The organism is Mesoterricola sp. JemC181 (assembly GCF_055384585.1).
In genome coordinates, this window is record NZ_AP045076.1 from 4,517,055 (window position 1) to 4,529,038 (window position 11,984).

Consider the following 11,984-nt stretch of genomic DNA (forward strand, 5'->3'; position numbering starts at 1 on the left):
CATGGGGCGCCTTGCGGGCCTTTTCGCGGAGGACCGGCCGCAGGCCTCGGTGGTGGCCCTCACAGGCCAGGGACCCCGCACCTTCGGGGAGCTGGCCCGGGGCGCCGCGACGGCGGCCGGGAAGGCCGCGGCGGGGGGCCGCTGGCTGCTGGCCTGCGAGGACCCCTTCGCCTTCGCGGCGGGCTTCCTGGGCCTGGTCCAGGCCGGGTGCGTGCCCGTTCTTCCCCCCAACCTGCTGCCGGGAACCCTGGAGGCCCTGAAGGCCGACGGCCTCCTCCGGGACGCGGACCTGGCCGCGCCCGCGGACGCCCTGCCGCCACCCCGCGTCCTGGCGGACGTGCCGGTGGAGTTCTGGACGTCCGGGAGCACCGGCGCCCCCAAGCAGGTCCTGCGGCGCTTCCAGGATCTGGACCGGGAGGTGGAGATCCTGGAAGGGCTCTTCGGCCCGCTCCCGGGAACGGTGGCCGGCACGGTGCCCCACCTGCACATCTACGGCTGCCTGTTCCGGGTCTTCTGGCCCCTGGCCACGGGGCGGCCGTTCCTGTCGGAGCCCTGCGGGGATCCGGCCCGGTTCCTGGCCGTGATGGCCTCCCGGCCGGTGCTCGTGAGCAGCCCCGCGCACCTCGCCCGGCTGCCCAGGCTGCTGGATCTGGGCGGCCTGGACCTGCCGGCGGTGTTCTCCTCCGGGGGCGCCCTGGGCCGGGAGGACGCCCTGGCCTGGCGGGCCGCGGCCCCCGGCGGGGTGGTGGAGGTGTACGGCAGCACCGAGAGCGGCGGCATCGCCTGGCGGAACCCCGGGCCCGATCCCGCCTCCTCGCGGTGGACCCCCTTCCCCGACATGGCCCTGGCCGCCGCGGAGGACGGCGCCCTGCTCCTTCGCTCGCCACGGGTGGAAGCCGGTGGCCTGCGCATGGAGGACGCCGTTTCCCTGGAGGCCGACGGCCGGTTCACCCTGCTGGGGCGCCTGGACCGCGTGGTCAAGATCGAGGAGAAGCGGGTCTCGCTGCCCCAGGTGGAGGAGGCCCTCAAGGCCCATCCGCTGGTGCGGGACGCGGCGGTGGTGGTGCTGGAGGGCCGGCGCCGGATGCTCGGGGCGGCCGTGGTTCTGGCCGGAGAGGCGGACCTGGAGGACCCGGCGGCGCGCCGGGCGCTGTCCGATCGCCTTGGCGCCCATCTGGCGGACACGCTCGAGGGGCCTGCCCTTCCCCGGCGGTGGCGCTTCGTGGCGGAACTGCCCAGGGACGCGCGGGGCAAACTGCGGGCCGAGGACCTGGCCGGCCTTTTCACCCCCTCGGGTAATGCCTGAAATATGATGACGCCTGCATTAAGATGGGTTTCCAGCCCTGAAGCCAACCGGAGATTCCACCCATGACCACCGTCAATCCCACCCGGGACGAGATCCTCACGCAGCTGAGGACCATCCTCGCCAGTTCCTTCGACCTGGCCCCGGAGCGCATCACCCTGGAGGCGCATCTCTTCACCGACCTCGATCTGGACAGCATCGACGCCGTGGAGCTCGCCATCCAGCTGCAGGAGATCACCGGGCGGCGGGTGAAGGCGGAGGAGTTCAAGCACGTGCGCACGGTCGCGGACGTGGTGGAAGCGGTCCACCAGATGCTCCAGGTCAAATGAGGTTCCCCGGAAGCGCCCGGGCCATGCCAGCCGGGCCCGACGGCAGCATCACCTTCGCCCTGGACCTGGACCCCGGTCTGCTGGGCTTCCAGGGGCACTTCCCGGGGAACCCGATCCTCCCCGGCGTCGTGCAGGTGGACTGGGCCGTGCATTTCGGGATGGAGGCCTTCGGCCCCCTGGGCGCGTTCCGGGGCGTCGAGCACCTGAAGTTCATGAACGTCATCCGGCCCGGCGAGGACCTCACGCTCACCCTCGCCCTGGACCCCGCGCGGGAAAACCTCAAGTTCACCTTCCAGGACGGTGCCGGCCGGAAGGCCGCCGGCATCCTCCGCTTCCAGGGAAACGCCTAGATGGGCGCCGTCACCGTGGGCCTCGCGCCGCTGCGCATCGAGGACGTGGTGGACGTCGCCACGGGGTCCCGGTCCCTGGCCCTGGCCCCGGATCCGGCCTTTCGCGCGCGCATCCAGGCCGGGGCGGCCATCCTGGCCGGCCTGCTGGAAGGCGGCACCGAGGTCTACGGCGTCACCACCGGCTACGGGGACTCCTGCACCACCGCCGTGCCGGCTTCGCTGGTCCCGGAGCTGCCCACCCACCTCACCCGGTACCACGGCTGCGGCCTGGGCCGGATCCTCGACGAGGACGAGACCCTGGCCGTCCTCGTGGCGCGCCTCAATTCCCTGGCCCAGGGCTTTTCCGGCGTCCGGTGGGAGCTGCTGGAGGCCCTGGAGGGCCTCGTGGCGCACCGGGTGCTGCCCCGGATCCCCGCCGAGGGCTCCGTGGGCGCCAGCGGCGACCTGACCCCCCTCTCCTACGTGGCGGCCACCCTCATCGGCGAACGGGAGGCCACCTTCCGCGGGGAGGCGCGGCCCGCCCGGGAGGCCCTGGCCGAAGCGGGCCTGGCCCCCCTGCGCCTGGCCCCCAAGGAGGGCCTGGCCCTCATGAACGGCACCGCGGTCATGACCGGGCTGGCCTGCCTCGCCTTCCACCGGGCCTCGTACCTGGAGCGCTTCTGCTGCCGGCTCACGTCCCTGGCCGTGGCGGCCCTGCGGGGCAACCGGGACCACTTCCACCCCCGGCTCTTCGCGCTCAAGCCCCACGCGGGGCCCCAGGCCGCCGCAGCCCGGATCCACGCCGACCTGGGCGGACCCGCCGAGGACCAGGCGGTGCGCCTCCAGGACCGCTACTCCATCCGCTGCGCGCCCCACGTCATCGGCGTCCTGGGCGACGCCCTCGCCTGGATCCGCCGGGACGTGGAGAACGAGCTCAACAGCGCCAACGACAACCCCCTGCTGGATCCCGGCGACGGGCTCCTGCTTCACGGCGGGCACTTCTACGGCGGGCACATCGCGTTCGCCATGGACGGCCTCAAGACCGCCGTGGCCAACCTGTCGGACCTCATGGACCGCCAGCTGGCGCTGCTGGTGGACGCCCGCTACAACAACGGCCTCCCCCAGAACCTCTCGGGGTCCCTGGGCCCCCGGGCCGCCATCAACCACGGCCTCAAGGCGGTGCAGATCGGCGCCAGCGCCTGGACCGCCGAGGCCCTCAAGCTCACGATGCCCGCCTCGGTCTTCTCCCGTTCCACGGAGTGCCACAACCAGGACAAGGTGAGCATGGGCACCATCTCCGCCAGGGACGCCCTGCGGGTGCTCGAACTGACGGAGCAGGTGGCCGCGGCCCTCGCGCTGGCCGTGGTGCAGGGCCTGCGCCTGCGGGAGCGCCAGGGCGACGCGGCGGTGGAACGGCTCGGGCCGGGCGCGAAATCCTTCCTGGAGTCCTTCGCCTGGCTCCCCTTCCTGGACGAGGACATCGCCCTGGACACCACCCTGCGGTCCCTCATCGCCGCCATCCGGAACCAAGCCTGGAGCCTCTACCCATGAAACCCATCCTCACCGGCGAGACCGTCCTCGAGGTGCCCTTCCACGACGTGGACGCCATGGGCGTCGCGTGGCACGGCCACTACGTCAAGTACCTGGAGATCGCCCGCACCGCCATGATGCGCCAGGTGGGCCTGGACTGGCAGCAGATGAAGGACTGGGGCGTCATCTGGCCCGTGGTCACCTGCAACCTGAAGTACATCCGCCCCCTGAAGTACGGCCAGAGCGTGCGCGTCCAGTGCAGCCTCCTGGAGTACCAGCAGCGGATCCGCATCACCTACCTGCTCTCCGACGCCCTCACCGGCGAACGCGTCAACAAGGCCGAGACCATCCAGCTGGCGGTGGATTCCGCCACCGGCGAGCTGCTGTTCGAATGCCCCAGGGTGCTCACCGAGGCCCTGGAAGGGGCCCAGGCATGAGGCGCGCCGCCTGGCTGCTCCTGGCCCCCGCCCTGTGCGCCCAGACGGTGCCCGAGGCGCTCACGGCCCACCTGAAGGCCACCTCGATCCTGCACGCGGACTTCACCCAGACCCGCAGGCTCGCCGCGCTCTCGCGCCCCCTGAAATCCTCCGGCAGCCTCGTGGTCTCGCGGGAGCTTGGCGTGCTGTGGCGCATGGCCAAGCCCCTGCCGCTGACCGTGGCCGCCGGTCCCAAGGGCGTCCTGGAAGTGGACGGCGCGGGCCGGAGGACGCTCCGGACCGCCAAGGACACCCCCATGGTGGCCCGCATGGGCGAAATCTTGAAGTCGCTCCTCGAGGGCCGGTGGAGCGCCCTGGACGGGCTCTTCACCGTCAAGGGCGAGTCCGGCAAGGACGGCGCCTGGACCATCCTGCTGACCCCCGCGCCCCAGACCGCGGCCTTCATCAAGGCCGTGCGCATCCGCGGCGCCGCCTTCATCGAGACCATCCACGTGGATGAGCCCTCGGGCGATTCCATGGACCTGACCTTCCTCAATTTCCGCCCCGAGGTCCCGCTCACGGCCGAGGAACGGCGCCTCCTGGCGTTCGAGTAGCCGGTGCGCGCCCGCGGCTGGATCTGGATGGCGCTGCTGGCGGGCCTGGCGGTCTTCGCCGGCCTGCGCCTGGCCTCGGGCCGGGCCATGGAGACCGACCTCCTGGCCATGCTCCCGGAGACCGAGAAGAACCCCGTGGCCGAACAGGCCATCCAGACCCTGACCCGCACCACCCAGGAGCGCATCGTCCTCCTGGTGCGCGGCGCGGACCCCGCCGACAGCAGGGCCGCCGCCCTGGCCCTGGCCCGGGACCTGGAGGCCGCCCGGGTCTTCCAGGACGTCTCCTGCGAGCTGCCCCCCATCGACCCCGGCGAGCTGGTGCGCTTCTACGCCCCCTACCGGTACCGCCTGGCGGCCCCGGAACTCCCCTCCGGGGACCTCGCCCCCGCCATCCAGGCCCGCCTGGTCTCCCCCATCTTCTCCGGCATGCCGCCGCACCTGGATCCCCTGGGGGCCTTCGGGGGCTTCCTCTCGAGCCTGCCCTTCCAGTCCACGGGCCTCGAGCTCCGGGACGGGCTCCTGGCCGTGACGGCCCCCGACGGCCTCCACGTGATGGTCACCGCCGGCCTGCGGGGCTCGGCCTTCGACCCCGCGGTCCAGGCCCGCAGCCTGCGCGCCGTGGACGCGGCCGCCGCGCGCATGGCCCGCCCGGACCGCCAGCTCCTGCGCACCGGCGTCATGTTCTACGCGGCCGACGCGCGCCTCAGCGCCGAGCGGGAGATGAACCTCATCAGCCTCCTGTCCACCCTGGGCATCGTCGGCCTCTTCGCCCTGACCTTCCGCTCCGTGCGCCACCTGGCCCTGGGCCTGCTCTGCGTGGCCGCGGGGCTCGTGTCGGCGGTCGCCGTCTGCCTCCTGATCTTCGGCAAGCTCTTCCTCCTGACCCTGGTGGTCGGCTGCACCGTCATGGGCGTGGCGGTGGACTACGCGTTCCTGTACTTCGCCCACCACCTGGGCGCGGGGGAGGCCTGGGAGCCCGGGCCGGCCCTGCGGCGCATCCTCCCCGCCCTGCTCCTGGGGCTGGTCACAAGCCTCCTGGGCTACGCGGCGCTCCTGGCCGCGCCCTTCCCGGGGCTGCGCCAGATCGCGGTGTTCTCCATGGTGGCGCTGGCGGGTTCCTTCCTCACGGTCCTGCTCGTCCTGCCCTCCCGGCTCGCGGCGCCCATGCCCCCCCGGCCCGCCCTGGGGGCCGCCCTGGCCCGCGTCCTGGCGCGGATCCAGGCCTGGTCCGGGCACCGCCGCACGTCCCTGGCCGTGGCCGCGGCCGTCCTGGTGCTGGGCGCCGGCGCGTCCCTGTCCCGGGTGGACGACGACGTGCGGGGCCTCATCCTGCCGTCCCAGGCCCTTCGCCGGGACGAGGCCCGCATCCAGGAGCTGCTGAAGATCTCCACCGCCGGGGCGTTCTTCCTGGTGGAAGGCGCCGACGAAGGCCAGGTGCTGGCCCGGGAGGAGGCCCTTCGCGCGCGCCTGCCCATCCCCGGGGTGGCGGGCCTCATGGCCGTCTCGGCCTTCGTGCCCTCCCCGGCGAGCCAGGAAGCCGCCCTCGCCCGCAACCTGGAGGTCCGGCCCGCCCTGGCCAGGGGCATGCTGGACGCGGGCTTCCGGCCCGAGGCGGTCGCGTCGGCCCAGGAGGCCCTGGGAACGGGCCCCCTGACCGTGGAGGCCTACCTGGCCACGCCCTTCTCCATCCCCCTGCGGCAGTTCTGGCTGGGCCGCACCCGACACGGGTACGCCTCGGTGGTCCTGCCCACCGGCGCCCCCGAGTCCGCCGCCCTGTCCCGGGCCTGCGTGGGCCTGCCGGGCGTGACGCTGGTGGACAAGGCGTCAAGCGTCACCGGCCTGCTGGCCCACTACCGCCGGGTAGCCGCCTGGGCCCTGGCCGGCGCGGTCCTCCTGGTGGGCCTGCTCCTGGGCGCCTGGTACGGCGCCGCGACGAGCCTGCGGCTCCTGGCGCCGGCCCTCCTGGGGATGCTGGCCGCCCTGGCCGCGGGGGCGGCCCTGGGCTTCCCCTTGAACCTCTTCACGATCATGGCGCTCATCCTGAGCCTGGGCCTGGGGGTGGACTACACCGTCTTCCTGCGGGAGCGCGACGCCGCGGGGACCTCCGCCCTGCTGGGCGTGGCCCTGGCCAGCGGCAGCACCCTGATATCGTTCGGCCTCCTCGCCCTCAGCCACACCCCCAGCCTGCGCGCCTTCGGCGTCACCCTGGCCATGGCGGTGCTGGTGGCCACGCTCACGTCCTTCCTGGCCCTGGGGGAGCGCGCATGAGACTCGCCCTGCTGCTGGCCCTCGTCCTGACGGGCTGCGCCTTCAAGCCCTCCCTGCCCTACACGCTCCAGCCCGCGGCCACGGGGCCCGCCTACTTCGCGAACCAGGAGGTGGTGTTCCGCCGGCCCGGCGCCAGCCCCGAGCGGCTCCTCACCGCGGTGGAGAACGACGGCCGCCGCCTCTCCGTCGTCGCCTCCTCCCCCGTGGGCCAGACCCTCTTCGTCCTCACGGTGGAAGGCGGCCCCGCGGTCCTGGACGCCCGCGTGCCCCTGCCGGCCTCGTTCGACCCCAACCTCCTCCCCGCCCTCATCCAGCTCAGCGACTGGCCCCTGGAGGAAGCCCGCAAGGGCCTGGCTCCGGGCATGGAGCTGCGGGAGGCCGGCCCCCTGCGCACCCTCCTGCGCAGGGGCAGGCCCCTGCTCACCCTGGACCGGCAGGGCCCCGCGCCCCCGTACCGCACCATCGAGCTGCGGGTGCCCCCCATGGACCTGGAAGCCACCATCACCACCCTGGACGACTGATGATGCGACCCGCCGAGGACCTCCTGGTCCACCGCCCCCCCATGCTCCTCCTGGACGCCGTCCTGGACCACGGGCACGACTGGATCCTGGCCCGGGCCCGGGTGGACCCCGGCGCCTGGTACGCCGACGGGGAGGGCGCCATGCCGGCCTGGTTCGGACTGGAGCTCATGGCCCAGGCCATCGGGGCCTACGGCGGCCTGGAGAAGCGGGCGCTGGGAGGGGAGCCCCGCCTGGGCTACCTCCTGGGGACCCGGGCCTACGCGTGCACCCGTCCCTCGTTCCCCGCGGGCTGCGAGCTGAGGATCCATGCGAAACTGAAGTACCTTGACGATGCGGGCCTGTCGGCCTTCCAGTGCGGCATCACGCTGGAAGGCGAGGACGTCGCGACGGCCATCCTGAAGACCTTCGAGGGGGAGCGACCGTGATCCAGACCCCACCCCAGCGCGTGCTCGTCACCGGCGCCAGCGGCAGCATCGGCCGGGCCATCGCCCTGCGCCTGGCGCGGGACGGCTTCCACGTCACCGCCCACGCCCGCAGCCGGGGCGCGGAGGCCGAGGCCCTGGCCGCCGAGATCATCCGGGCCGGAGGCTCGGCCGACGTGACGGTCTTCGACGTAACGGACCGCGAAGGCGCGCGCAGCGCCCTGGAGGCCAAGGTGGAGGCCTTCGGCCCCTACTACGGCATCGTCTGCAACGCGGGGATCACCCGGGACAACGCCTTCCCGGCCCTGTCGGAGGAGGACTGGGACCTGGTGCTGCGCACCAGCCTGGACGGGTTCTTCAACGTGGTGCACCCGCTGACCATGCCCATGATCCGTCTGCGCGCGGGGGGCCGCATCGTCTGCATCGCCTCGGTGTCGGGCGTCATCGGGAACCGCGGGCAGGTGAACTACAGCGCCGCCAAGGCCGGCCTCATCGGCGCCGCCAAGGCCCTGGCCGTGGAGCTGGCCGGCAGGGCCATCACCGTGAACTGCATCGCCCCGGGCCTCATCGCCTCCGAGATGCTCGCCGAGGTGGACATGAGCTACGCCATGGCGGCGGTGCCCATGAAGCGCGTGGGCCAGCCCGAGGACGTGGCGGACCTGGCGGGGTTCCTGTTCTCGCCCTCGGCGGGCTACATCACCCGGCAGGTCATCGGCGTCAACGGCGGGATGATCTGAGCCTGGCCGCCGCGGCGGCCAGGGCGAAGGCGGGGGCGCCGGGCTGGGCGCCCCAGGGCCAGGGGCCGGCCGCGGCCCCGGCCTCCTCCAGGGTGCAGCAGCCCGGGCCGTCCTCCTCCCGGGCCGAGAGCAGGAGGAAGGCCGCGCCCTCCCCGGCCACGGGGCCCGGCCCGCTCCGCGCCCAGAGGTAGGCCATGAGCTCGGAGAACTCGTCCACCGCGCCCACCAGCACGCGCTCCGCCCGTCCCTCCTGGAGGAGGAGCCGCGCCGCCATGAGCGCCGAGGGCACCATGCCGTCGAAGCCGCTGAGGGTGAGGCAGGGGCCGGTGATCCCCATGAAGATGCCGATGTGGGCCGCGGGCGTGTTGTGCAGGGAGGCCGCGAAGTGGATGGGGGAGGTGCACGGGTCCCCGTCCTGGATCATGGAGTCGATGAGGCTGAAGGTGGTGGCGGTGGGGCCGTACCCGCTGGCCACCACCAGGGCCAGGCCCTCCGGGGTGCGGCCCGCGTCCTCCAGGGCCAGGTAGGCGCCCAGGAGCGCCATGCGGGAGAAGTGGTCCACCCGGCGCAGGGCGCGCCGAGGCACGAAGCGCTCCAGGGGATCGGTGGCGGCCAGGAAGGCCGGGATCTCGCGTGTTCCCTCCCCCCAGGGGATGGCCAGCGCGCCCGGCGCGCCGGGGGCCAGGGCCAGGTTCTCCGCGCCGCAGCCGAAGCCGCCCACCGCGCCGATGCCCTGAACCGTGACGTTCACCTCGGGCCTCCGAAGGCCAGCACCGCGTTGTTCCCGCCGAAGGCCAGGGACGAGGACAGGGCCACCCCGCCCGTGAAGGACGTGGCCTCCCGCACGGGCTCGGCGCCGCCCAGGGCGGGGTCGGGGGTGCGAAAGCCCGCGCTGGCCGGGATCCGGCCCGCCTCCAGGCAGGCCACGGTGAAGGCCGCCTCGATGGCGCCCGCGGCGCCCAGGGTGTGGCCGGTGCAGCCCTTGGTGGAGAGGAAGGGGACGCCGGGCAGGACGTCCCGCAGCACCAGGGCCTCCACGCGGTCGTTGTCGGGGGTGGCCGTGCCGTGCGCGTTGACGAAGGCCACTTCGGCGGGGGCGATCCCCCCCATGGCCCCGGCCAGGGCCCTGCGCAGGCCGGCGCCGTCGGGGCTGGGGGCGGTGGGGTGGTAGGCGTCGCAGGAGGAGCCGTAGCCCAGCACGAAGGAGCGGGCCCGGCGGCGCGTGCCCGGGGCCTCCAGCACCAGGAGGGCGGCGCCCTCGCCCAGGTTCAGCCCCTGGCGGTCCCGGTCGAAGGGGCGGCAGGCCTCCTCCGAGGTGATCTTCAGGGAGATGAAGCCGTTGAAGGTGATCCGGCTCAGCTCGTCCGCGCCCCCGGCCAGCACCACGTCGCAGAGGCCCGCGCGGATCCAGGAGGCGCCCAGCCCGATGGCGTCCGTGCCCGAGGAGCACGCGTTCACCACGGTCTGGCAGGGGCCCGCAAGGCCCAGCTCCAGGGCGAGCGCCTCGGCGGGATTGCTGCGGAAGATGCGCTCCATGGGCTCCAGCCCGGGGTGGCCCCCGGCGCGGTAGGCCCGGCAGAAGGCCTCGTCGTTCAGGGCGCAGCCCACGGTGGTGCCGATGATCACGCCCGTGCGCGCCCGGGGCAGGTCCTCCGGCGCCAGCCCCGCGTCAAGGAGGGCCTCCCGCGCGGCGTGGAGCAGCAGGCCGCTGGTGCGCAGGCGGCGGGGGTCGCTTTCGAAGTCCAGGACCTCGAAGACGGGATAGCTGGCGGGATGGCCGCTGGCGAACCGCGTGGCCGGGGCCGGGCCCGGACCGCCCGCGAACAGGGCCCCGAGGCACGCGGGAAGACTCTTGCCGGCCGCGCAGATGCATCCCAGGCCGGTGACCGGGATCATGCGTGGAGGCGCCCGTCGATGAAGGCGGCCAGGGCGTTGATGGACTGGAAGGCGGGCTTGCTCTCCTCCATGCTCTTGAGCTCGATGCCGAAGTGCTTCTTGAGCAGCATGACGATCTCGACGGCATCCAGGGAATCCAGGCCCAGGCCCTCCCGGAAGAGGGGGGCGTCGTCCTGGATGTCCTCGGGGCTCATCCCCTCCAGGTTCAACTCTTCGATCATGACCTTCTTGAGCTGGTCCTTGATTTCCATTCGGCGTTCCTATCGGTCAGGGGGTTTCCCAGGGTCCTGCATCCCAGGCTATCATCGAACTCCCGATCAGCCATGCCCTGGAACCCGGCTGGCTCATGGAGGCAAGGTTTGGAACGACGCGTGGTAGTCACAGGAATGGGAGCCGTCACCGCCCTGGGCAACGACTGGGGCACGGTGGAGGCGCGCCTGCGCGAAGGCCGGAGCGCGGTGGTCGCCATGCCGGAGTGGGACGTCTACCCGGCCCTGCAGACCCGCCTGGGCGCCCCCATCGCCGACTTCGCCACCCCCGCCCACTACCCCCGCAAGCTCAGCCGGTCCATGGGCCGGGTGGCCATGCTGGGGGTGCGGGCCACGGAGCTGGCCATGGAGGACGCGGGCCTGAAGGGGGACCCCATCGTCACCGGCGGCCGCATGGGCGTGGCCTACGGCTCCTCCTCGGGCAGCCTCGAGCCGATCCTCTCGCTGGGCTCGGCCCTGACGGCCGCAGGATCCTCCAACATCAGCGCCACCGGCTACATCCAGTTCATGAGCCACACCGCCGCGGTGAACATCGGGCTCTTCTTCGGCTTCACGGGCCGCGTGATCCCCACGAGCAGCGCCTGCACCTCGGGAAGCCAGGGGCTGGGCTACGCCTACGAGTCCATCAAGTACGGCATGCAGGACGCCATGGTCGCCGGCGGCTCCGACGAGCTCACCTTCTGCAGCGCGGCGGTCTTCGACACGCTGTTCGCCACCAGCCTGCGCAACGGGGAGCCCCACCTCACCCCCCGGCCCTTCGACCGGGACCGGGACGGGCTGGTGCTGGGCGAGGGCGCCTGCACCTTCGTGCTGGAGGAGCGCGAGCGGGCCCTGGCCCGGGGCGCCCGCATCCACGCCGAGATCCTGGGCTTCGGCACCAACTCCGACGGCGCCCACATCACCCAGCCCCAGATGCCCACCATGGCCGCCACCATGGCCACGGCCCTGCGGGACGCCGGGCTCGACCCGGAGGCGGTGGACTGGGTCAACGCCCACGGCACCGCCACCGAGCACGGCGACATCGCCGAGAGCCGGGCCACCTGGGAGACCTTCCGCCGGGCGGTGCCCATCGCCTCCTTCAAGAGCTACCTGGGCCACACCCTGGGCGCCTGCGGCGCCATCGAGGCCTGGCTGGGCATCCACATGACCCGCACCGGCTGGGTGGCGCCCACCCTCAACCTGGTGGACGTGGACGAGCGCTGCGGCCCCCTGGACTACCTCCAGGGCGCGGGCCGCGCCCCCCGCGGCCCCATCTTCATGAACAACAATTTCGCCTTTGGCGGAATCAACACCAGCCTCATCATCCGCTGCGAACCCTAGACAAAACCCCCACCCCAGGGAAAGTACATT

At 73.1% G+C, this 11,984-nt stretch carries 14 protein-coding genes; 11 read left to right on the forward strand and 3 right to left on the reverse strand.

Going from position 1 to position 11,984, the window contains the following annotated elements:
- The first annotated feature begins 1 nt into the window (after position 1).
- The 10 genes from ACZ5MC_RS19810 (at position 2) to fabG (ending at position 8,469) form a co-directional block, all read left to right on the forward strand.
- Positions 2 to 1,306: an AMP-binding protein gene (locus ACZ5MC_RS19810; protein WP_464516592.1), complete on the forward strand. Its 1,305-nt coding sequence runs from the start codon at positions 2 to 4 to the stop codon at positions 1,304 to 1,306.
- A gap of 62 nt (positions 1,307 to 1,368) precedes the next feature.
- Positions 1,369 to 1,632 carry an acyl carrier protein gene (locus ACZ5MC_RS19815; RefSeq protein ID WP_306602219.1) on the forward strand — a complete coding sequence of 88 codons (264 nt, stop codon included), beginning with the start codon at positions 1,369 to 1,371 and terminating at the stop codon, positions 1,630 to 1,632.
- A gap of 23 nt (positions 1,633 to 1,655) precedes the next feature.
- Positions 1,656 to 1,982 (forward strand): 3-hydroxyacyl-ACP dehydratase FabZ family protein, encoded by a 327-nt coding sequence (locus ACZ5MC_RS19820; RefSeq protein ID WP_464516593.1) that lies wholly within the window; start codon positions 1,656 to 1,658, stop codon positions 1,980 to 1,982.
- Positions 1,983 to 3,512 (forward strand): HAL/PAL/TAL family ammonia-lyase, encoded by a 1,530-nt coding sequence (locus ACZ5MC_RS19825; RefSeq protein ID WP_306602221.1) that lies wholly within the window; start codon positions 1,983 to 1,985, stop codon positions 3,510 to 3,512. It begins immediately after the preceding gene.
- The gene (locus ACZ5MC_RS19830) at positions 3,509 to 3,928 is read left to right on the forward strand and encodes an acyl-CoA thioesterase (protein WP_464516594.1); all 420 of its coding nucleotides are present in this window, start codon (positions 3,509 to 3,511) and stop codon (positions 3,926 to 3,928) included. The genes ACZ5MC_RS19825 and ACZ5MC_RS19830 overlap by 4 nt, the downstream gene beginning before the upstream one ends.
- A complete protein-coding gene (locus ACZ5MC_RS19835; protein WP_464516595.1) occupies positions 3,925 to 4,521 on the forward strand; it encodes an outer membrane lipoprotein carrier protein LolA in 597 nt (198 codons plus the stop codon). Before ACZ5MC_RS19830 ends, ACZ5MC_RS19835 begins: the two co-directional genes overlap by 4 nt.
- Positions 4,522 to 4,524: 3 nt before the next feature.
- Entirely contained in the window at positions 4,525 to 6,789 is a 2,265-nt protein-coding gene (locus ACZ5MC_RS19840; protein WP_464516596.1) for an MMPL family transporter, read from the forward strand.
- Entirely contained in the window at positions 6,786 to 7,310 is a 525-nt protein-coding gene (locus ACZ5MC_RS19845; RefSeq protein WP_464516597.1) for a DUF3261 domain-containing protein, read from the forward strand. The genes ACZ5MC_RS19840 and ACZ5MC_RS19845 overlap by 4 nt, the downstream gene beginning before the upstream one ends.
- Complete coding sequence (locus ACZ5MC_RS19850) at positions 7,310 to 7,735, forward strand: ApeP family dehydratase (protein ID WP_464516598.1); 426 nt, start codon at positions 7,310 to 7,312, stop codon at positions 7,733 to 7,735. The genes ACZ5MC_RS19845 and ACZ5MC_RS19850 overlap by 1 nt, the downstream gene beginning before the upstream one ends.
- A complete protein-coding gene (fabG, locus tag ACZ5MC_RS19855; RefSeq protein ID WP_464516599.1) occupies positions 7,732 to 8,469 on the forward strand; it encodes a 3-oxoacyl-ACP reductase FabG in 738 nt (245 codons plus the stop codon). The genes ACZ5MC_RS19850 and fabG overlap by 4 nt, the downstream gene beginning before the upstream one ends.
- Here the strand turns inward: fabG and ACZ5MC_RS19860 are convergent.
- From ACZ5MC_RS19860 to ACZ5MC_RS19870, 3 genes are read right to left on the reverse strand one after another with little or no spacing between them, the layout of a single operon-like run.
- Positions 8,450 to 9,220, reverse strand: coding sequence for a beta-ketoacyl synthase chain length factor (locus ACZ5MC_RS19860; RefSeq protein ID WP_464516600.1), 771 nt, complete (start codon positions 9,218 to 9,220; stop codon positions 8,450 to 8,452). The two genes, fabG and ACZ5MC_RS19860, sit on opposite strands and share 20 nt — an antisense overlap.
- On the reverse strand, positions 9,217 to 10,365 hold the full coding sequence (locus ACZ5MC_RS19865; protein WP_306602229.1) for a beta-ketoacyl-[acyl-carrier-protein] synthase family protein: 1,149 nt from the start codon (positions 10,363 to 10,365) through the stop codon (positions 9,217 to 9,219). The genes ACZ5MC_RS19860 and ACZ5MC_RS19865 overlap by 4 nt, the downstream gene beginning before the upstream one ends.
- Positions 10,362 to 10,616 (reverse strand): phosphopantetheine-binding protein, encoded by a 255-nt coding sequence (locus ACZ5MC_RS19870; RefSeq protein WP_306602230.1) that lies wholly within the window; start codon positions 10,614 to 10,616, stop codon positions 10,362 to 10,364. The genes ACZ5MC_RS19865 and ACZ5MC_RS19870 overlap by 4 nt, the downstream gene beginning before the upstream one ends.
- A gap of 72 nt (positions 10,617 to 10,688) precedes the next feature.
- Between ACZ5MC_RS19870 and ACZ5MC_RS19875 the strand changes: the two genes are divergently transcribed.
- A complete protein-coding gene (locus ACZ5MC_RS19875; RefSeq protein ID WP_464516601.1) occupies positions 10,689 to 11,954 on the forward strand; it encodes a beta-ketoacyl-ACP synthase in 1,266 nt (421 codons plus the stop codon).
- The last annotated feature ends 30 nt before the right edge of the window (positions 11,955 to 11,984 follow it).

Excerpts from the sequence above, each read along its gene's own strand:
- ACZ5MC_RS19820 (WP_464516593.1), top strand. The coding sequence starts at position 1,656 with ATGCCAGCCGGGCCCGACGGCAGCATCACCTTCGCCCTGGACCTGGAC.
- ACZ5MC_RS19845 (WP_464516597.1), top strand. The coding sequence starts at position 6,786 with ATGAGACTCGCCCTGCTGCTGGCCCTCGTCCTGACGGGCTGCGCCTTC.
- ACZ5MC_RS19865 (WP_306602229.1), bottom strand. The coding sequence starts at position 10,365 with ATGATCCCGGTCACCGGCCTGGGATGCATCTGCGCGGCCGGCAAGAGT.
- ACZ5MC_RS19835 (WP_464516595.1), top strand. The coding sequence starts at position 3,925 with ATGAGGCGCGCCGCCTGGCTGCTCCTGGCCCCCGCCCTGTGCGCCCAG.
- ACZ5MC_RS19850 (WP_464516598.1), top strand. The coding sequence starts at position 7,310 with ATGATGCGACCCGCCGAGGACCTCCTGGTCCACCGCCCCCCCATGCTC.
- ACZ5MC_RS19870 (WP_306602230.1), bottom strand. The coding sequence starts at position 10,616 with ATGGAAATCAAGGACCAGCTCAAGAAGGTCATGATCGAAGAGTTGAAC.
- ACZ5MC_RS19815 (WP_306602219.1), top strand. The coding sequence starts at position 1,369 with ATGACCACCGTCAATCCCACCCGGGACGAGATCCTCACGCAGCTGAGG.
- ACZ5MC_RS19825 (WP_306602221.1), top strand. The coding sequence starts at position 1,983 with ATGGGCGCCGTCACCGTGGGCCTCGCGCCGCTGCGCATCGAGGACGTG.
- ACZ5MC_RS19875 (WP_464516601.1), top strand. The coding sequence starts at position 10,689 with ATGCCCTGGAACCCGGCTGGCTCATGGAGGCAAGGTTTGGAACGACGC.
- ACZ5MC_RS19810 (WP_464516592.1), top strand. The coding sequence starts at position 2 with ATGGGGCGCCTTGCGGGCCTTTTCGCGGAGGACCGGCCGCAGGCCTCG.
- ACZ5MC_RS19830 (WP_464516594.1), top strand. The coding sequence starts at position 3,509 with ATGAAACCCATCCTCACCGGCGAGACCGTCCTCGAGGTGCCCTTCCAC.